This is a genomic window from Ramlibacter rhizophilus, assembly GCF_004681965.1.
Taxonomy (GTDB): Bacteria; Pseudomonadota; Gammaproteobacteria; order Burkholderiales; family Burkholderiaceae_C; genus Ramlibacter; species Ramlibacter rhizophilus.
Genome location: NZ_SMLL01000001.1, coordinates 393,293 through 412,036 on the forward strand (window position 1 = coordinate 393,293; position 18,744 = coordinate 412,036).

The 18,744-nt window shown below is 67.8% G+C and carries 21 protein-coding genes; 13 read left to right on the forward strand and 8 right to left on the reverse strand.

What is annotated here, in order from left to right:
• The first annotated feature begins 97 nt into the window (after positions 1–97).
• From EZ242_RS01875 to EZ242_RS01900, 6 genes are all read left to right on the forward strand, one after another.
• Positions 98–601, forward strand: coding sequence for a hypothetical protein (locus EZ242_RS01875; RefSeq protein WP_135283405.1), 504 nt, complete (start codon positions 98–100; stop codon positions 599–601).
• Between the two features lie 301 nt (positions 602–902).
• A complete protein-coding gene (locus tag EZ242_RS01880; RefSeq protein WP_135283406.1) occupies positions 903–1,172 on the forward strand; it encodes a hypothetical protein in 270 nt (89 codons plus the stop codon).
• A 6-nt stretch (positions 1,173–1,178) separates the two neighbouring features.
• On the forward strand, positions 1,179–1,679 hold the full coding sequence (locus EZ242_RS01885) for a GNAT family N-acetyltransferase (protein WP_135283407.1): 501 nt from the start codon (positions 1,179–1,181) through the stop codon (positions 1,677–1,679).
• Positions 1,680–1,887: 208 nt separating this feature from the next.
• Positions 1,888–2,238: a hypothetical protein gene (locus tag EZ242_RS01890; RefSeq protein ID WP_135283408.1), complete on the forward strand. Its 351-nt coding sequence runs from the start codon at positions 1,888–1,890 to the stop codon at positions 2,236–2,238.
• A 339-nt stretch (positions 2,239–2,577) separates the two neighbouring features.
• A complete protein-coding gene (locus tag EZ242_RS01895) occupies positions 2,578–3,546 on the forward strand; it encodes a DUF5996 family protein (RefSeq protein ID WP_135283409.1) in 969 nt (322 codons plus the stop codon).
• Positions 3,543–3,848: a GNAT family N-acetyltransferase gene (locus EZ242_RS01900; protein WP_135283410.1), complete on the forward strand. Its 306-nt coding sequence runs from the start codon at positions 3,543–3,545 to the stop codon at positions 3,846–3,848. Before EZ242_RS01895 ends, EZ242_RS01900 begins: the two co-directional genes overlap by 4 nt.
• A 126-nt stretch (positions 3,849–3,974) precedes the next feature.
• On the opposite strand, the gene EZ242_RS01905 is transcribed toward EZ242_RS01900, so the two are convergent.
• On the reverse strand, positions 3,975–4,793 hold the full coding sequence (locus EZ242_RS01905; protein WP_135283411.1) for a D-hexose-6-phosphate mutarotase: 819 nt from the start codon (positions 4,791–4,793) through the stop codon (positions 3,975–3,977).
• A gap of 48 nt (positions 4,794–4,841) precedes the next feature.
• Between EZ242_RS01905 and EZ242_RS01910 the strand changes: the two genes are divergently transcribed.
• The 6 genes from EZ242_RS01910 (at position 4,842) to EZ242_RS01935 (ending at position 10,909) form a co-directional block, all read left to right on the forward strand.
• Positions 4,842–5,912 (forward strand): LacI family DNA-binding transcriptional regulator, encoded by a 1,071-nt coding sequence (locus EZ242_RS01910; protein WP_240786949.1) that lies wholly within the window; start codon positions 4,842–4,844, stop codon positions 5,910–5,912.
• 241 nt (positions 5,913–6,153) lie between these two features.
• Entirely contained in the window at positions 6,154–6,969 is an 816-nt protein-coding gene (locus EZ242_RS01915; protein ID WP_135283412.1) for an NAD-dependent epimerase/dehydratase family protein, read from the forward strand.
• Between the two features lie 50 nt (positions 6,970–7,019).
• Complete coding sequence (locus EZ242_RS01920) at positions 7,020–7,997, forward strand: TRAP transporter substrate-binding protein (RefSeq protein WP_135283413.1); 978 nt, start codon at positions 7,020–7,022, stop codon at positions 7,995–7,997.
• Between the two features lie 81 nt (positions 7,998–8,078).
• Positions 8,079–8,597, forward strand: coding sequence for a TRAP transporter small permease (locus EZ242_RS01925; RefSeq protein WP_135283414.1), 519 nt, complete (start codon positions 8,079–8,081; stop codon positions 8,595–8,597).
• A 1-nt stretch (position 8,598) separates the two neighbouring features.
• Positions 8,599–9,882 (forward strand): TRAP transporter large permease, encoded by a 1,284-nt coding sequence (locus EZ242_RS01930; protein ID WP_135283415.1) that lies wholly within the window; start codon positions 8,599–8,601, stop codon positions 9,880–9,882.
• 13 nt (positions 9,883–9,895) lie between these two features.
• The gene (locus EZ242_RS01935) at positions 9,896–10,909 is read left to right on the forward strand and encodes a lactonase family protein (protein ID WP_135283416.1); all 1,014 of its coding nucleotides are present in this window, start codon (positions 9,896–9,898) and stop codon (positions 10,907–10,909) included.
• 25 nt (positions 10,910–10,934) lie between these two features.
• Here EZ242_RS01935 and EZ242_RS01940 read toward each other — a convergent pair whose 3' ends face one another.
• From EZ242_RS01940 to EZ242_RS01960, 5 genes are all read right to left on the reverse strand, one after another.
• Positions 10,935–11,786, reverse strand: coding sequence for a hypothetical protein (locus tag EZ242_RS01940; protein WP_135283417.1), 852 nt, complete (start codon positions 11,784–11,786; stop codon positions 10,935–10,937).
• Positions 11,787–11,828: 42 nt separating this feature from the next.
• Entirely contained in the window at positions 11,829–12,446 is a 618-nt protein-coding gene (locus EZ242_RS01945; protein WP_205960578.1) for a YceI family protein, read from the reverse strand.
• 136 nt (positions 12,447–12,582) lie between these two features.
• On the reverse strand, positions 12,583–13,563 hold the full coding sequence (locus EZ242_RS01950) for a Bug family tripartite tricarboxylate transporter substrate binding protein (protein ID WP_135283418.1): 981 nt from the start codon (positions 13,561–13,563) through the stop codon (positions 12,583–12,585).
• 43 nt (positions 13,564–13,606) lie between these two features.
• Complete coding sequence (locus tag EZ242_RS01955; RefSeq protein ID WP_135283419.1) at positions 13,607–14,878, reverse strand: DUF1254 domain-containing protein; 1,272 nt, start codon at positions 14,876–14,878, stop codon at positions 13,607–13,609.
• Positions 14,879–14,884: 6 nt separating this feature from the next.
• The gene (locus EZ242_RS01960) at positions 14,885–16,096 is read right to left on the reverse strand and encodes a CaiB/BaiF CoA transferase family protein (RefSeq protein WP_135283420.1); all 1,212 of its coding nucleotides are present in this window, start codon (positions 16,094–16,096) and stop codon (positions 14,885–14,887) included.
• A 115-nt stretch (positions 16,097–16,211) separates the two neighbouring features.
• Between EZ242_RS01960 and EZ242_RS01965 the strand changes: the two genes are divergently transcribed.
• Positions 16,212–17,192, forward strand: coding sequence for a LysR substrate-binding domain-containing protein (locus tag EZ242_RS01965; RefSeq protein WP_135283421.1), 981 nt, complete (start codon positions 16,212–16,214; stop codon positions 17,190–17,192).
• Positions 17,193–17,204: 12 nt separating this feature from the next.
• Here EZ242_RS01965 and EZ242_RS01970 read toward each other — a convergent pair whose 3' ends face one another.
• Positions 17,205–18,551 carry a class-II fumarase/aspartase family protein gene (locus EZ242_RS01970; RefSeq protein ID WP_135283422.1) on the reverse strand — a complete coding sequence of 449 codons (1,347 nt, stop codon included), beginning with the start codon at positions 18,549–18,551 and terminating at the stop codon, positions 17,205–17,207.
• Between the two features lie 35 nt (positions 18,552–18,586).
• On the reverse strand, positions 18,587–18,739 hold the full coding sequence (locus EZ242_RS22580) for a hypothetical protein (RefSeq protein ID WP_338101440.1): 153 nt from the start codon (positions 18,737–18,739) through the stop codon (positions 18,587–18,589).
• Between the last annotated feature and the right edge of the window lie 5 nt (positions 18,740–18,744).

Genomic DNA, 18,744 nt, shown 5'->3' on the forward strand with positions numbered 1-18,744 from the left:
GCCTTATGACTCACTGCGTTGCCCGTGGCGGTCCCGCACCTGCGCCGGCGACGAGGGAGAGCCAGCGCTTTCACAACTGGCCTAAACTTGATCGACCATGAAGCTGCCGGTACTGATCGCCAGTTGTTCCTTGATTCTTTGCGGTTGCGCAGCCACGTACGTTGCGCCGACTGCCGGTCCGACGGCGACCGTGAGGTACGTTGCTGGAGACGGAATCAGGTCGGGCGACGCATACATGTATCAGTCGGAACGGTGCGATGGCATAGCACTGCTGGGGTCCATCGGCAGTTCAACGGCGCCCACTCTTGACAGCCTGGTGGGCAAAGTTGAGGCCAGGAGTCCTGCAAAGACCGTGATGGTGCCCGCCGGTCGGCGCGTTATCAACCATTTCAGGGTGATGCAGCACGACGCCCGCCCCCTATACGATCTGCATTGCCAAGTCACTATTGCTTTTGAACCGCAGAAGGATGGACTCTACGAAGCAGTCTTCTCTTTGGATGGACGTTATTGCTCCGTGCGGGTGTTCCGTCTAGATCCCGTGTCCATGAAACGCGCGCCCGAGCCCTCGGCGCAGAAGACCGCGACACAGTGCAAGTTCTAGTGTGAACGCTGGGACGATGCGAGACCTCGCGTTGCCCGTCCAGCGGAGGTCGAGACGGGACGTGTCCGCCGCTTGCGTGGCCTCGATGCTCGGTCAATCCCGGGAGCGGATTGCCCGGGGTACCGCGCTCGCAAGCGCCGTATCCGAAGAGGCAGGGAAACAGGTGTAACTCACCTTCCTGGAGAGCGCCGATGATCGCCGACCCTATGGCGCCTCCCAGTCCCGCAGCTACCGGCGACCCTGAAGCTGGCGAATGGGACACGCTAGAGTGCGTCGATCAGGTGCAAAGAGGACCGAACACATGAATGCCTTGGTCAAGGATGCTGGCGGCGTGATCCAGCGGGTGTTCGAGGCCATCAATGGCTTCAAGACGAAGCACGGCTATTGGCCCAATCAGCGTCACGTCTATCCGGAGCTTGTCGCTGTCTTGGCGACCAATTCACTGGCGCCTCTGGGCTTCTTATTGCTGCGATCGGAAGTGAGGTCGGATGCTGGGCGGGAAGGTCTCGACCTCGCGTTCGGCCAGCGGACCTCTGGCGCCCCCGTCACTGCCGGCTGCCTGCGGGGATAATCGGACATGCAGATTCGCCGACTCGTCGCCACGGATGCTGCTGCCTTTCGCGAGCTCAGACTGCGCGCGCTGAAGGACCACCCGGAAGCGTTCACTTCCAGCTGGGAAGAGGATCGCCACTTGCCGCTGGACCAGAGCACAAGGCGCTTGGAGTCGGCAACGTCCGCGTTCTGGGGCGCGTTCGACACGAAGCTCGGGCTTGTCGGCATGGCTGGCCTGGAGCGCGGCGGGCGCGCCAAGGAGCGGCACAAAGGCACGATCGTGGCCATGTACGTGGCACCGGAGGCGAGCAGTCGCGGCCTCGGCGCCATGTTGATCGACACGGCAATTGCGCATGCGCGAAGCGAGGGATTGCAGGATCTCGTGTTGACCGTAACCCGCGGCAACGAAGTGGCCCTGCGTTTGTACGAGCGCTGCGGGTTCCGCGCCTTCGGCAGTGAGCCGCGGGCAGTTCTCGTGGACGGCCGTGCATTCACCAAAATCCACATGCACCGCTCGCTTTGCTGATGACGCGAGCGCGCCGGTGTCCAAGTCCTCAGTCTATCGACTGCCCGCACGTCAATGTCTTCAGCAACTTGTGCTTCCAGGTGCCCGCAGCAGCATCACCGGCCCCAGGCTGCGGGCAGCAGCGACCAAGGAGCGGCCGAGGAGCGGCCGAGAGCGAACTCCCCGCAGTTCGCTCTTGAGCACCTTACACGCGGATAATCACCGGATCATGAATCGAGAGCAGCTTTACAGCCTTGCCCCCACAGACCGCGCCTTCCGCGAGATGAACGGGGAGCAGAAGAACCAGGTCGTCGTCACGTTCGCGCTGCAGGTGCTCGGCGAAATCCGAAAAGATGGACGGGAGCCCGATGCTTGGGAGTCCGTTCATTTGATGCACGCGCTGGGCGCTCTTCACGGAGAGCGCCTGACCTATGCGTTGACGCTGCTCGAACTCGCGATCGAAGACCCAGCGGACCGCGCTCCTGAGGCCGCCGCACGCATTCAGAAAGAGCTTGCAAGTGCCGACACCCTGGAGCGGGCGTTCCGCGCTGCGCAGACAAAGACAGTGGGCGGCACCTGAACGAGGCGCACAGCGGTGCGATCAGCGGCAGATGCGTTTCGCGGCAATCCCCACAGCTTCTGTGGACAACTCTGTGAATGCACCGGTGCGCTTCTGCCGCCAGCCCGCGCCAGTGCTGGCTCGCAGCAGATTGCCGCTTATTTAAGCAGCTGCGCTGCGCAAGGTTTGGCCACGAATCGAGCCGGAGCCCAGGCTGCCGGAGAGGCCGAGAATCGTGGTCATGGGGCCTCTCCTCGTTCCTCGCCTCGTTTACGATTTCCGCGAGGGCGATCACGCACCGCCCCCGGGGAACGGGCTGACCGGCCTCGATCTGGCATCCCACGCAGGAAAGGCAGACGCATGAGTTCGATCTGGCCCGACATACCTTATCCGCCCTGGCGCGAGACCTGTTCGGCGCTGCACCTGTACGCGCAGATGATCGGCAAGTACCGCTTCGCCCGGGCTCCCTGGCAGAACCATTCCTGGCAGGCAACGCTCTATGTGAATGCGCGCGGCTTCACCACCTCGCTCGTGCCTGATGAACCGGGCGGAGTGGAGATCACCCTCGACCTCGTCGATCACGCGGTGGTGGGCGCAACGACCGACGGGAGGATGGCGCGATTTGCCCTGGGCCCGATGTCGGTAGCCGATTTCCACGCGCACTTCCTCGGGCTGCTCGGCGAACTGGGGGCCACGCCCGCTCTCCACGGCCGGCCGAACGAGGTGCCGGATGCTGTGCCCTTTGTCGAGGATCGCGCCGAGCGGCCCTACGACCGCGATGCCGTCAGCCGCTTCTTCCGCGCGAGCGTGTTGGCCGACCGCCTGTTGAAGCGCTTCCGCACGGGCTTCCTGGGCAAGGCCAGCCCTGTGCACCTGTTCTGGGGCAGCTTTGACTTGGCGGTGACGCGCTTCTCCGGGCGAGACGCGCCCATGCACCCAGGCGGCATCCCCGCGCTGCCCGACGACGTCACGCGCGAGGCCTACAGCCATGAGGTGTCCTCTGCCGGGTTCTGGCCGGGCGGCGGGCCGATCGATTACCCAGCCTTCTACTCCTACGCGTATCCCGCTCCGGCGGGGTTTGCCGAAGCGCACGTCGCGCCCGTGGGCGCCTTCTACAGCAAGGAACTTGGTGAGTTTCTTCTGCCGTACGACGTGGTGCGGCGGGCCGCCGATCCGGAAGCGGCGTTGATGGCGTTCCTGGAAAGCACCTACCGAGCGGCCGCCGACCTCGGCGGCTGGAATGTCAGCGCACTCGAATGCGCGATCGGTGAGCCACGCCAACCGCGCGCGCTCCAGGCTGTTGGGGAACAGAAGGAGCAACGGTCATGACCGACATGCCGAAAGACGGATTCGAGATCGCACGGGAAGAGGGATTGTCCAAGGGGCGCTACCTTGTGCGGCTGGACGGCCACGAAGCCGAAATGACCTATTCGCGCACCGGCGAACGGATGATCATCATCGATCACACCGACGTACCGGACGCGCTGCGCGGCCGCGGAGTTGGTCTGGCGCTGGTGCGCCGCGGCGTGGAAGACGCGCGGGCGCAGGGGCGCGTCGTGATCCCGCTGTGCCCGTTTGCCAAGGCTCAAATTGCCCGCCATCCCGAATGGCGGGACGTGCTGAAGCGTTGACAGCGGATGATCGAGTCGAACCCGGAAGTACGAACGGCACACCGTGAGTTTCCTTAGTCGCTCGTGCGTAGCCGCTTGCGCCAGGAGCAGACGGCGCTCTCCGAAACCGGGCTCCACCGGGCGGACTCAGGAAATGCGGAGAACCTGTCGCCCGAGCCACGACTGTCCCGCTTCGAGAAGCACGGGCGATTGCACCTGGGCTGCCTCCACGCAGAGGAACTCACGCTCCTCGCCCGGGCCGATGTCGGCGATCCGGGCTGCCGCGACCTCGCCCGGATTCCAGACGACTGCGTCCGCGAAGCCGCTTTGTTCGATGCGAACGCACTGGCGCAGGTCCCGCAGCTCCAGTGGCCCGGTGACGTCGTGGTACACGCTGTCGATGGGGTGCGAGAGGTCCGGGCTGTCGCGAAGCGATGTGGTGAACGTGCGGCAGAGCATGTCTTCCACGCGCAATCCCTCCAGGCCGAGCAGCCGTGTCGCGTGCAAGTCCTCGATCCGAATATAGGTGTGAAGCGCGCCTGTGACGGACCATGGATCCCCTCCGGTATTGCAGACGGCCAGTTCTACATCGAGGGCCTGTGGGTGTAGCCTCACGTGCAGGTCGAGGGCGAAGTGACGGGGCCACAGCCGCAGGGACTCCGCGTCCTCGACAAGCCGGAGGTGGATCGTGTCGGCCGCCGCGGACGGCACCTCGGACCACACGCGGGTGCGCGCGAATCCATGCTTCGCAAGCGTCCCCCGGCTCGAGAACTGCGGAAAGCACACCGGCACGCCGCCGCGGATCGGCTGGCACCCATCGGCGATCGCGTTGCGACTCAGGTAGAGCCGTTCGCGGCCACCTGCGAACCAGGACAAAACGTGCCCGCCGAAGCGGCTGACCACCACGCGTGAGCCGTCCGCCAGTTCCCGCACCAGCAGGCCAAGATGATCGAAGCGCGAATCCATCGGGCGATTTTAGGAATGCCCCGGAAGGATTGAGTACAGTTGCCGTCCATGATCAAGGCGGCCGCTCCATCTCCCCGCGACGCAGCCGCGGAATTGCCGCCGCTGCGCAAGGCCGCCACGATTCGGGACGTGGCCCACGCCGCGGCCGTGTCCACGGCAACCGTCTCGAAGTTCGTCAACGGCGGCCAGCGGTTCAGCCGCGAGGTGGAGGCCCGCATCACGGCCGCCATCCAGCAACTGGGCTACCGGACGAACCCACTCGCGCGCGGAATGATCACGGGCCGCACGGGCAACCTCGGCATCGTCATCATGGACATCCGCAATCCGCACTTCACGAGTTTCGTGAAAGGCGCATCCCGCGCGGCGGCCGAGGCCGGAATGAACCTGCTTTTCGCCGATGCGGCCGAGAGCCGCGCGCCGGAGTTGGCGCTGCTGCAGGCGCTGCTTCCGCAGGTGGATGGCCTCATCGTCAGCGCGCGCATGCCGGTGGCCGTGGTCGAGTGGCTGCGCGAGTGGGCGCGCAAGCCGGTCGTGTTCTACGGCGGACTCGCCCCACGCCCGGGCTTGCACAGCGTGGGCTGCGACAACCACGCGAGCGGACTCATGCTGGGCCGCCATCTGCGCGAGTTGGGCCACCGCCGCATCAGCTACGTGGGCTTTGGTGCCGCGCCCTGGAGCAAGGATCGGTGGGAGGGGCTGCGCGCGGCCTTCCAGGGCACCAAGGCTTCGCTGCAGTGCTTCGACGTTCCCGCTCCCGTGGCGGAGGAGGGTGAGCGTATCGCTTCCAGCGTGCTGCTCGATGCGCAGACTCCCGAGGCCGTGGTGGCCTACAACGACCTGCTTGCGCTTGGCCTGATGGCCGAGGCCCGGGCGCTCGGCTTCCGCGTGCCGCAGCAGGTGTCCATCGCGGGCTTCGACAACATCGCGTACGGCCGCTACACCACGCCCTCCCTCACGAGCGTGGACACCGGCAGCGAGGCGACGGGCGAAGCGGCCGCGCGGCATCTGCTCGGCCTGTTGGCCGGTGAGTCGGACCTCGCGCTGCACGAGACCATCGCGACCCGCCTGGTGCCGCGCGACTCGACGGCGGCACGAGGGTCGGGTTCGGGCAAACCCTAGGCATCGGCGCATTGACACCGGCTTGACCGCACCAGAAAATTCGACGCATCAAAGTTAAACGTTTAACAGCCGGATGGTTAGCGCTGTGGAGTCTTGGAGCAGGCAGCCTGCCATGCTGCATCGGCTCAGCGAGGTAAACGATTCATCTCCCGTCGTTCGGGAGAGTCCGTGGCCCACAGCCGTGCAGCCAGCCAGCGAAAGCTCGTCTCTTCTGTCTCATCCCGATTGCGATCAGCCCGACATGCCATCCAAGCCTGCCTTCCGATTCAAGCGACTGCTGCTGACCGGCGCCGCCGGCGGGCTGGGCCGCGAACTGCGCAGGCGCCTGAAGCCCTACTGCATTGCATTGCGCCTGTCGGACATCGACCCGCTGGGCGAGGCGGGTGCCGGCGAGGAGTGCGTGCAGACGGACCTGGCCGACAAGGCCGCTGTGCACGCGATGCTGGAGGGGGTGGACGCCGTGGTCCACCTCGGCGGCGTGTCCACCGAGCAGCCCTGGGAACCGATCCTTTCGGCCAACATCGTGGGCGCCTACAACCTGTACGAAGGGGCCCGCAAGCACGGCATCAAGCGCGTCTTCTTCGCCAGCTCGAACCACGTGACGGGCTTCTACCGCCAGGACCAGGTCATCGATGCCGACACCCCGCCGCGTCCCGATGGACTGTACGGACTGTCCAAGGCCTTCGGTGAGGACTTGGCGCGCCTTTACTTCGACCGCTACGGCATCGAAACCGTGGTGGCGCGCATCGGTTCGTCCTTCCCCGAGCCGAAGAACCGCCGCATGCTGTCCACGTGGATGTCCTATGACGACCTGGAGCACCTCGTGGTCGCCAGTCTCACCGCGCCGGTGGTGGGCTGGAGCGTGGTCTATGGCATCTCGGACAACAGCTCGGCGTTCTACGACAACCGCAAGGCGCGCCACCTGGGCTTTCGCCCTCGCGACAACTCCGACGTGTACCGCCACGCGCTCGAAGAGGCCGAGCCGCAGGTGGACCTGGACGATCCGGCTTCGCTCTACCAGGGCGGGGCTTTCGTGCGTACCGGCCCTTTCGAGTGAAGCCGGACATCTGACCTCCCACCCACGACACACCACTCAGGAGACATTCCATGTTCTTGCGCCGAACCGTGCTCGCCGGCCTGGCCGCCGCCGCACTGCATTTCGCTCCCCTGGCTGCCCAGGCCCAGACCATGAAGGCGGCCGACGTGCACCCCGCCGGCTATCCCACGGTGGTGGCCGTGGAGAACATGGGCAAGAAGATCGAGGCCGGCACGAACGGGCGGATCAAGTTCCAGATGTTCCCGGGCAGCGTGCTGGGCGGCGAGAAGGAAATGATCGAGCAGACCCAGCTGGGCGCCATCCAGGTGCTGCGCACGTCCCTGGGGCCCGTCGGCCCGGTGGTGCCCGAGGTCAACGTTTTCAACATGCCCTTCGTGTTCCGTGACATCGCCCACATGCGCGCGGTGATCGACGGCCCGATCGGCCAGGAACTGCTGGACAAGATCAGCGCCTCGCCCGCCCGGCTCGTGGCGCTGGCCTGGATGGACGGCGGCTCGCGCAGCCTCTACACCAAGAAACCGGTGCGCAAGCCCGAGGACCTCAAAGGCCAGAAGGTGCGCATGATGGGCAACCCGCTGTTCGTGGACACCATGAACGCCATGGGCGGCAACGGCATCAGCATGGGCTACGGGGAGGTCTTCACCGCACTCCAGACCGGTGTGCTCGACGGCGCCGAGAACAACCCGCCCAGCCTGTACACCGCGAACCACTACAAGGCCGGCGCCAAGTACTACACGCAGACCCACCACCTGATCATTCCCGAGATCCTGGTCGTGTCCAAGGTGACCTGGGACAAGCTCTCGCCTGCGGACCGCGAGCTGTTCAAGCGCAGCGCCCGCGAGGCGCAGATGGAGCAGCGCAAGCTGTGGGACGCCGCCGTGGCCGAATCCACCGCCAAGCTCAAGGCCGAGGGCGTGGAGTTCATCAACATCGACACCAAGCCTTTCTACGACGCCACCGCCCCGGTGCGCGCCAAGTACGGTGCCCAGTTCGCCGAGCTGATGGCCCGCATCGACGCGGTCAAGTAAGTCGCTGCCCTGGAAGCCAATGACTGCCCGGTTCGCCCGGGCGGTCGCGCATCGCAACGCATGCACATCACCGCTTAGACCATGGACCACCCCTACACGCGCCTGATGGACAGGCTCTACCTCGCCTGCGTCTGGACCTCGGGCCTTGCGATCTTCCTGATGTCGCTCATCATTCCGTGGGGGGTGTTCACGCGGTATGTTCTGGGCACCGGCTCGCAGTGGCCCGAGCCCATCGCCATCCTGCTGATGATGGTGTTCACCTTCATCGGCGCGGCTGCCGGGTACCGCGCCAATGCGCACATCGCCGTGACCATGCTGACCGACGTGCTCCCGCGTCCGCTGCAGTCGCTCGCCGCCGCCGCGGTGGACGTGCTGGTGATGGTGGCCAGTGCGTTCGTGGCCTGGTACGGCACGCGCCTGTGCCTGGCGACCCTGGGCCAGTCGGTGGCCGAGCTGCCCTGGCTGCCGGTGGGCGTCACCTATGCCGCGCTTCCGATCGGCAGCCTGGCCACGCTGCTGTTCGTCATCGAGCGGCGCCTGCACGGCCCGCAGGACGGCCGTCCGCTGGTCAGCGGCGCCGCTGCCGAGGGAGGGCACTGACATGGACGCTGTCGTCCTGATCGGCAGCTTCATGCTGCTCATGCTGATCGGCGTGCCGGTCGCCTATTCGTTGGGCCTGGCGGCGCTGGTCGGCGCGCTGTGGATCGACATTCCGCTGGACGCGGTGATGGTGCAGATCGCCGCCGGGGTCAACAAGTTCTCCCTGCTGGCGATTCCCTTCTTCGTGCTGGCGGGCGCCATCATGGCCGAGGGCGGCATGGCACGGCGGCTGGTTGCCTTTGCCGGGGTGCTGGTGGGGTTCATCCGCGGTGGGCTGTCGCTGGTGAACATCCTGGCGTCCACCTTCTTCGGTGCGATCTCCGGCTCCTCGGTGGCCGACACGGCCTCGGTGGGCACGGTGCTGATCCCCGAGATGGAGAAGAAGGGCTATCCCCGACCCTTTGCCACTGCCGTCACGGTCAGCGGCTCGGTGCAGGCCATCCTGATTCCGCCCAGCCACAACGCGGTGCTGTATTCGCTTGCGGCAGGCGGTTCCGTGTCGATCGCTGCGTTGTTCATGGCCGGGGTGGTGCCAGGCTTGCTGATGGGGCTCACGCTGGCGGCGCTGTGCCTGCTCAAGGCCCGCAAGCACAACTATCCCAAGGGCGAGGTGATCCCGCTGCGCCAGGCGCTCAAGATCGCCGGCGAAGCCATGTGGGGACTGATGACGATGGTCATCATCCTGGGAGGCATCCTGTCCGGTGTGTTCACCGCCAACGAGTCGGCATCCATCGCCGTGCTGTGGGCCTTCTTCGTGACCATGTTCGTCTATCGCGACTACAAGTGGCGCGACCTGCCCAAGCTGGTCCATCGCACGGTCAAGACCGTGACCGTGGTCATGATCCTGATCGGCTTCGCCGCGGCCTTCGGCTACATGATGACGCTGATGCAGGTGCCGATGAAGATCACCGGCTTCATCACCGGCCTGTCGGACAACAAGTACGTGATCCTGGCGCTTCTCAACGTGCTGCTGCTGCTGCTGGGAACGCTGATGGACATGTCGCCGCTGATCCTGATCCTCACGCCGATCCTGCTGCCGGTGGTCAAGCTGCTGGGGGTCGACCCCGTGCATTTCGGGATGATCATGATGGTCAACCTGGGCATCGGGCTGATCACCCCGCCCGTGGGCACCGTGCTCTTCGTCGGCAGCGCGGTGGCCAAGCTCAAGATCGGCGTGGTGACGCAGGCCATGATGCCCTTTTTCGTCGCCTTGTTCCTGGTGCTGATGATGGTGACCTACCTGCCCGCGCTGTCGCTGTGGCTGCCGCGCGCCATGGGCCTGTGAAGGGCTGGCCGCGATGAGCAGCCTGGTGCTCGTCTCCTGTGCCGACAGCGGCGAGATCCACGCGCTGTCGCTGGACGCCGTCAGCGGCAGACTGCAGCGGCGACAGGTGCTGGCCCTGGGCGGCATGCTGATGCCGATGGCCCGCCACCCGCGCTTGCGGTGCCTGTACGTGGCCCGCCGCAGCGAGCCGCTGGCGGTGGTCACGCTGGCCATTGCGCCGCAGGGCGATCTGGAATGCGTGCACGAAGCCCCCTTGCCCGAGAGCATGGCCTACCTGTCCTGTGATCGAAGCGGACGGTGGCTCCTGTCGGCCTCCTATGGCGGCGACTGCGTTGCGGTGGGGCCGGTTGACCCGCAGGGCAGGGCGTTCGGCGCTGACCGGGTGTGGCCCACCGGCCGCCATGCCCACTGCGTCGTCGCAGATCCGGCCAACCGCTTCGTCCTCGCCACCGCACTGGGGGCAGACTGCCTGCATCGATACCTCTTCGACGAGCAGACCGGCGCGCTCACGCCCACCGAACCGCCCGTGATCGCGGTGCGCCCCGGCGCCGGCCCTCGGCACCTGGTGTTCAACGCCCAAGGAACGCGGCTGTACCTGCTCAACGAGCTCGATGCAGGCATCGACGTATTCAGCTGCGAGCCCGCCACTGGCGCGCTCACCGCGCTGCAGCGCGTCTCATGCCTGCCGGCGGGCTTCTCCGGGGAACCATGGGCTGCCGAGCTGCGGCTGTCGCCCGACGGCCGCTGGCTGCTGGCGACCGAGCGCCGTTCCTCCACCCTGAGCGTGTTCGCGGTCGAGCGCGATGACGGCCTGCTCGCGCTGCGCGCGCAGGCCGACGTCGAAGCGCAACCACGCGGCATGCAGCTGTCACCGGACGGCCGCCATGTCCTGGTAGCCGGACAGGCCAGCCATCACCTCAGTTCGCTGGCGCTCGACCCCCGCACCGGCGACCTGGCGCCGTGCGACCGCATCGGGCTTGGCCCTGGTCCCAATTGGATCGAGACCCTGACGCTGCCCCTGGGCTGATGTCATGAGCCAGGGGCATCGCGGATCAGTAGCCGCCGGCGTCCTGCATGGCCTTGACAGCCAGGACCACGACGATCGCCACGGGTAGCGTGGCCAGCACGGCGGCCAGGGCGTTGCGGCCCACCGGGGAGCCGCTCGTGCCTCGGGAGCGTGCCAGGGCGCCGACCACCGGGGCGGCCAACAGCGCCACGAACAGCAGGGCCAGGTAGTGCAGCGGAAAGCCGGCGTAGACGTAGGCGTTCAACAGCAGGACGCCCAGCACCAGCACGGCGAGTCCGGCCGCCGAGGGCGTGAACGGCCAGCGCCGGGCGAGCAGCGCACAGCCCAGGAGCGCACAGCCGAGCGCGCCTGCGAGCCGGCCGACCGACTGGCTCGAGTCCACGAGCAGCGCCAGCCCCGCGCCACCGGCAATGACGGCCAGGAGCAGCGGCTGAACCGGCCCGCCCAAGCCACCGCGGGCCTGTGCGGTCCAGGTCAGAACGATCAGCGCAGCGGCGACGATCGCCACGAGCACGACCTGCGCCAACTCGAGGCTGGCGGCTGCCGGCCATACGGTCAGTGCGCATGCCCCCAAGGCCACCACCGCGCGGGCCGCACCGCGCGTCGCCGCGGCGCTCGCGGCTTCAATGGCGACCGCCAGCACGGCGGCCGCGAGCACGATCCACGGCAGCCAGTCCAAGGCCACCTTGGGAGCCGGCGACCACTGCCCACCGAGCGCCGCTGCAAAGGACGCGAGCACGCCAGCCGCAACGGCGGCCGGGGCCGCGGCGCCGGTGGCGCCCGCCTTGCCCACTGCGGCCAGCACGGCGAGCGCGACCAGGAAGGGCAGGAGGGCGCTTTGCCAGAGCAGCGGCACGACAAAGCCGGTATCAGGCATGCGCAGCCTCCGGCCGGCGCCGTCTCATTGGCTCGCGGGGCATCACTGCTTGATGGCTTCGATGTTGATGCGCAGGTCCACTTCGTCGGTGGCCGCCTTCGGCACGCCGTAGGTCATGCCGAAGTCGGAGCGCTTGATGGTGGTCGTGGCCACGTAGCCCACGCGGTCGTCGCCGCGCATGCCCTTGCCGACCCCGATCTGCTTGAGCTTGAAGGTCACGGGCTGGGTGACGCCGCGGATCGTCAGGTTGCCGGCCAGCGTGCCTTCGCCGGAGGCGTTCAGTGCCACGGCCGTCGAGGCGAAGCTCATGGTGGGGTACTGCACGACGCTGAAGAAGTCGGGGCTCTTGAGGTGCTTGTCCAGTCCCTCGTGGTTGCTGTCGACGCTTTCCGTCTTGATGTCCGCCTTGACGCGGCTCTTGGCGGGCGCGTCCACGACGACTTCGCCCGAGATGTCGTTGAACCGACCCATGAAGCGGCTGATCCCGCCCAGGTGGCCGACCTCGAAGAACGCGCCCGAATGGGCCGGGTCGATCTTGTAGGTGCCGGGCACGGGCGTTCCTTGCGCCAGGACGCCGGCAGGCAGGGTGGCCACGGCCAGGGCAGCGGCGAAGCCGAGGGAGCGAAGAGGGCGGGCGAGCAGGGTCATGAGTTGCTGCATGGAAATGGAATTGAAGAGCCGCAATGATAGGCAACTCGCGCGGCACCCCGCCGTGCCTCGGGCCTGCGGTGCACGCGGCGCTCCACGGAGATCATGAAGATCGTGATGGCGCGGGAGATCCTGAGGCAGCCCCGGGTCACTCGCCCTTGATCCCGGCTGCCTTGATCACCTGCGCCCACTTGGCCGCCTCGGCTTCCAGGAAGGCCTTGTAGGCCGCCTGCGTACCGCCCCTCAGCTGCAGGCCGGCCGCTTCCGCCTTCTTCTTGACCTCGGCGTCGGCGATCGCGGCGTTCGCCTCCGTGTTCAGGCGCTGCACCACCGCCGCTGGCGTTCCCGCGGGGGCCATGAGGCCGTACCAGCCGTAGCCCACGACGTCCTTGAAGCCCGACTCGACGAAGGTCGGCACCTCGGGCCGCAGGGGCGTGCGCGCCTCGTTCGCGACCGCCAGCACACGCAGCTTGCCGGCCTGGATGTGCGGCACCGCGGTGGAAATGGCGGTGAGGGTCGCATCGATGCGGCCGGCCAGCAGCTCGGTGTACGCCGGCGCATCTCCCTTGAACTGGGCGACCAGGCCCTTCGCGCCGCTGGCGCGGATGAACATTTCGGCCGTGAGGTGGGGCGCCGAGCCGGAGCCGGGCGAGCCGAAGGTGAAGCCCTTCGGGTTCGCCTTGCCCCACTGTACGAACTCCGCCACGGTCTTGTAGGGCGCTTCGGCGTTGACCACCAGGAACAGCGGCGCGATGGCCGTGCTGACGATGGGCTCGAAGCTCTTGTGCAGGTCGTAGGGCAGGTTCGGGTACAGCGCCTCTCCGATGGCGATGGGTGCGGCGGCATGGAGGATGGTGTAGCCGTCGGCAGGCGCCTTGGCCACGTATTCGTTGGCGATGCGCGTGCCGGCGCCGGCACGGTTCTCCACCACCAGGGACTGCCCCAGCCGCTGTGTCAAGGCATCGCCGAGCACCCGCGTGAGGATGTCGCTGGAGCCGCCCGGGGCATAGGGGCAGATCAGCTTGACGGGGCGGGTGGGCCAGGCCTGCGCCAGGGCGGGCAGGTTCAGGGGTGCGAGCGTCGCCGCGGCGGCGGCGCCCAGCAGGTGGCGGCGGGTGATGGGGTGCATGCGTGTCTCCTTTGGTGGGTCGTTCGGCTCCCCTGCGGCCGGTTCACAGTCGGCGCAGGGGGGGGTAGGCATAGCGGTACTGCAGGTGGTCGGCGCGCGGCTGGTACAGGCGCAGCACGACGTAGAACGGTTCATCGTGCGGTGCCGGCAACCAGTTGAAGCCCGGCCCCGGATCATCCGTCTGCAGGCGGATCACCAGGCTGCCATCCGCCTCCTCTTTCAGGCCGGGCGTGCGGTCGCCGATGGAGTAGCGCCCGATCGGGTTGGCCACGAACAGGCAGTCGCTGCGGCGGTACATGGTGAGCGACCAGAAGGCGCCCACCTGCAGGCCGTGGCCGTGCTCGAAGCGCAGCGCGTAGGCGTGCGATCCGTGCAGGGGCTCGCCGTCGGCGTCCACTTCCGCCGTCGGGTACATGGCCTCTTCCATGCCGAGCGCGCCGATGAAATTGCGCGCGATTCGCGCGCGGGTCAGCACATCGTCGCCCCAGTGCTCACGCACCGCGACCTGCAGCGCCCAGCCGCCGCCCAGGGCGTGCGGCTGCTGCGCCTGGCGCAGCTGCTCGAAGACGCGCGGCAAGGCCGAGGCCAGCTCGTCCGGGTCCACGGGCCAAGCCAGCTTCTCGCCCCGGGGCACCGGATTGCGGGCGAGCGCCTCGTCGACGATGGCGCGATAAAGGGATGCATCTGGCGCGTTGGTCGTGCCGCCATCGAGCCGCGTGTCGACGCGCATGGCCGCGTCGCTGCCGTCGAGCCTGAGCGCGGCGATGCGCAGCTGGAGTTCGCGCACGAGCGCCAGGTCGGCAGGGTCGTCGTCCACCAGGATGCGACCGATGATCCACACGTCCTGACCCGGCGCCGCGATCACGGTGTCCACGCCGGCAGGCACTACACCGCCCCAGCCCGGGCCGTGCACCAGGGTGCGCTGGGGCCGGTTGCCGGTGCTGCGCCGGCCGACGTAGGCGAAGGGATTGGTCCAGGCGTCCAGCAGGCCCAGCACCCAGTAGCGGTCGCCCATGTCGGGCGTGTCGATCAGCACGGGCCCCTGCGAGAGGTCCAGCCAGGCATTGCTGTACACGGTGTCGTTGTTCGGACTCACGACTTCGCGGTCGTCCGGCCCCAGCTTGCGATGGGTGTGCGTGAACTGGTTCACCCAGCGCATGCGGGACGCGCGGTCGTCACTGGCGAAGCCGAGCCGGGGATGCCGGCGCGCGGTCGTGGCCGCTCGCATGCGCATCATCTCGTACAGGGGCAGCGTCTGGATCACCGCAGCATGCGCCGCCTCGCGGGCGGGGAGGGGAGCCGATGTCGTGTTCATGGCGATTCAGGCGACCACGCCAGCGGCGCGCAGGGCACTGATGTCTTCCTGGGTATAGCCTGCATCGGCCAGCACGGCGGCGCCATCGGCACCGCATTCGGGCGCCGCCGGCGGCGCGGGCTGCGGCGCCTGCCCCAGGCGATACGGCAGCCCGAGAGCCCGATAGCCGCCGCCTTCCGCCCCACGGGCGTCGACCACCATGCCGCTCGCCTGCATGTCGGCTCCGGCCAGCACGTCGCTGTACCGCCGCACGGCGCCGGTGACGATCTGGTTGCGCCCCAGGAGGTCCACGCATTCCTCGCTGCTGTAGCCGGACAAGCAGTCCTTCAGGACCGCGCGCAGCTCGGCGCGATGAGCCACGCGGCTGGCGTTGGTGGCGAAGCGCGGATCGCTGGCCAGCTCCTCGCGCCCCATCACGCGGCAGAACCGGCGCCAGTGCTCCTCGGCATAGGCGGACAGCACGATGTGGCCGTCACGCGTGGGCACGACGTCGGAAGCGGGCGCGTTGTGGGGCTGGCCGTCGCCAATGCGGGTCGGTTCGGGGCCGCCGCCCAGGTACTCGCACCAGGTCGCCGCCTGCAGGTGCAGCGCGGTCTCCAGCAGCGAGGTCTCCAGCGTCTCGCCCCGGCCGGTGCGCTCGCGCCCGTACAGCGCGGCCAGCACGGCCTGCGCGCCCACGTGAGCGGCCGCGGCATCCACGATGGGCACGCCCACCTTCTGCGGCAGCCGGTCAGGCTCGCCCGTGACCGACATCAGGCCACTTTCTGCCTGTGCCGCGATGTCGTAGCCCGGCCGGTCGCGGGACGGCCCGGCACCCGGAAAGCCGGCGATGGACAGGTAGATGATCCGCGGATGCCGCGTGCGGACCTCGGCGGGCCCGAGCCCGAGCTTGTCCACGGCGCCTGGCCGCAGGTTCTGGATGACGACGTCACTGCCGGCGATCAGCCGCCACGCCACTTCCCGTCCGGCGTCGCTCTTGAGGTCCAGCGCAATCGAGCGCTTGCCGCGGTTGTAGGCGCGGACCATCGATTCGCCGTAGCGGCCGATGTGACGCGCCTGGTCACCGGCGAGCGGCTCGATCTTGGTAACGCTGGCGCCCAGTTCGGCGAGCACCATGGCGGCCCCGGGGCCGGCGATGTATTGGCCCAGGTCGATGACGCGCACGCCCGCGAGCGGTGCCGCGGCGGGACCGGCGGGGCCGGAAGAGGCAGTGGACATGGCTGCACGATAGGCCGCAACGCATTCGCTGAAAATTCGATAATCCGGAACGGCTGATCACCTTTCCTGATCGCCCTTCCTGATCACCGGCTGCAAGGCATTCGAACATCGCCCAGTGACTGAACGTCCCGACTACCTCGTGCGTCGCCTGCGGCTGCGCCACCTCGAGCTGCTGGTGGCCCTTGCCGAGGCCGGAACCATGCGAGCCGCCTCCGGCCGCCTGCACCTGAGCCAGCCGGCGCTCAGCAAGATGCTCGGCGAGCTGGAAGCCGGGTTCGGTGCGCGCCTGTTCGAGCGCAGTGCTCAGGGCCTGTCCCCCAATGCGCTGGGCCAGGCGGTGACCTACCGCGCCAGGGTCATGCTGGGCGAGCTGGCGCACGGCAAGGACGAGGTGGACGCGCTGCGCAACGGGGCCGACGGCGTGCTTCGCATCGGTACCCTGTCGGTGACGGCAGCGGTCCCCCAGGCCGTGGTGCGGCTGCGCGAGCACATGCCGGCTGCGCGCGTGCAGATCCACGAGGGCCGTGTACGCGACATGATCCAGCGCCTGCTCGATGGCGAGCTCGACTGCGTGTTCGGCGCCATCACCCCCGAGGTGCTGACCAGCGACCTGCTGTCCCTGCTCAAACCCGAGCTGCTGCTGGAGGACGAACTGTGCGTTCTGTGCGCGGCGGGGCACGTCCTGGCGCGCACGCGCAAGCTGCGGTGGGCCGATGTGCATGCGCTGCCCTGGGTCGCGCCGCCCAGGGACACGCTGGTGCGGCAGGCGCTGATGACCGCTTTCCTCAACCACGGGCTGGAGCCGCCCGAGCCGGCCATCGAGGTGCTTTCGTCGGTCTCCGTGGGAACCGTGCTGCGACTGGATTCCACCCTCCTGGCGGCGGTCCGCTTCGAACACGCGCGCGACGAACTCGCTCGCGGTGAAGTCCGCCGGCTGGCCGTCACGCCGGGCGTGGCGCTACCCTCGCTGGGCCTGTACACGCGTCGTACGGAGCAAGCGCCAGCCCCGCTCGTGCAGGCCTTCGCGCAGGCGCTGCGCAAGGTGGGCGTGCGCCCGGGACGGGCGGGACGCCATGGACCATCGGCCTCCCCTTGAACCGCAGCGCCTTCAGGGCCGCCCCTCCAAAACCCGATCCACCATCACCCCTGCCTGACCGAGGTAGTTCACCGGATCGCACATCGCCTCCAGTTGACTCCGGCTCACGTGCCGCGTGATCTCCGGTGTCTCCGACAGCACCTCGACCAGCGGCCGGCTTTCGGCCAGGGCCCTGCGGCACAGGTCATACACCAGGTCGTGCGCCACCTCGCGGCCGATGAAGGGACCCAGGCCCATCATCACTGCCTCGGACATCACCAGCCCGTGCGTCAGGTCGATGTTGGCGCGCATGCGCTTCGCGTCCACCTCCAGCCCCTTGAGCACGAACCTGGTCTGCATGAGCGCTCCGGAGATCAGGCAGAAGATCTCGGGCAGTGAGACCCATTCGATTTCCCAGGGCCCGGTGGAGCGCTCGTGGTCCGCCACCATCGCGTCCATCAAGGCGGCCGCGTGCTGCCGGGCCACCGAAACGTTGGCGTGGATGTACAGGCACGAGATGGGATTGCGCTTCTGCGGCATGGTCGATGACGATCCGCGGCCGTAGGCATAGGGCTCGAAGACCTCGGCCACTTCGGTCTGCATCATCAGCTTCACGTCCATGGCGATCTTGCCGAGCGAGCCGCCGACCAGGCCCAGGAAGGCGCCGACTTCCGCGATCGTGTCGCGCACGGTGTGCCAGGAAATCAGCGGCTGGGCCAGGCCGAGTTCCTTCATCAAGGCGGCCTGCGTTTGCATGGCGCCCTTCTCCAGCGAGGACAGCGTTCCGGACGCGCCGCCGAACTCCCCCATCAGCACCCGCGGCTTGAGCTGCTGCAGGCGCTCGCGATGGCGGTCGATGCCCGCGAGGATGCACGCCATTTTGTAGCCGAAGGTGATGGGCGTGGCCTGCTGCAGGTTGGAGCGGCCGATGATGGGCGTATCGCGGTACTTGCGCGCCAGCGCGGCCAAGGCGTCGGCGATCTCGTCGAGGTCCTGCTCGACCAGGGCCAGGCCTTCGCGCATCTGCAGCACGCAGGCGGTGTCGGTGATGTCCTGCGTGGTGGCGCCCCAGTGGCAGTACTCGCCCAGGCCGTCCCGGCAGTTCTCGTTGATCTGATTGACGACGGCGATGATGGGATAGCCGATCTGCTCGGTCTTGGCCTTGAGCCTGGCCCAGTCGATCTGCCCGAGGTTGCAGTTGCGGACGATCTCGTCGGCCGCCTCGCGCGGGATGATGCCCAGCTCGCCCTGCACCTTGGCCAGTGCTCGCTCGATGTCCAGGTACTTGGCGGTGCGGTTCTCGTCGGACCAGACCTCGCGCATGCGGCGGTCGCTGAACATATCGCCGAAGATGCGCGAATCGATGATGGTGGCTGCCATGGTGGTACGTCTTTGAAGGGGTTGGCGCATGCGGGTTACTCGCGCGCCAGCCGAGGGTGCGCTGCGCCTGCAGCACGACCGGCCGGTCGATCCGGGTCGGCCGCCATGGCCAGTGCCTTGGCGAAACGCTCCGGTCGCGTGCCCGGCACGAAGAGGAAGGTGCGAGCCGCCTGAACGGGGTTGGACATCGTGC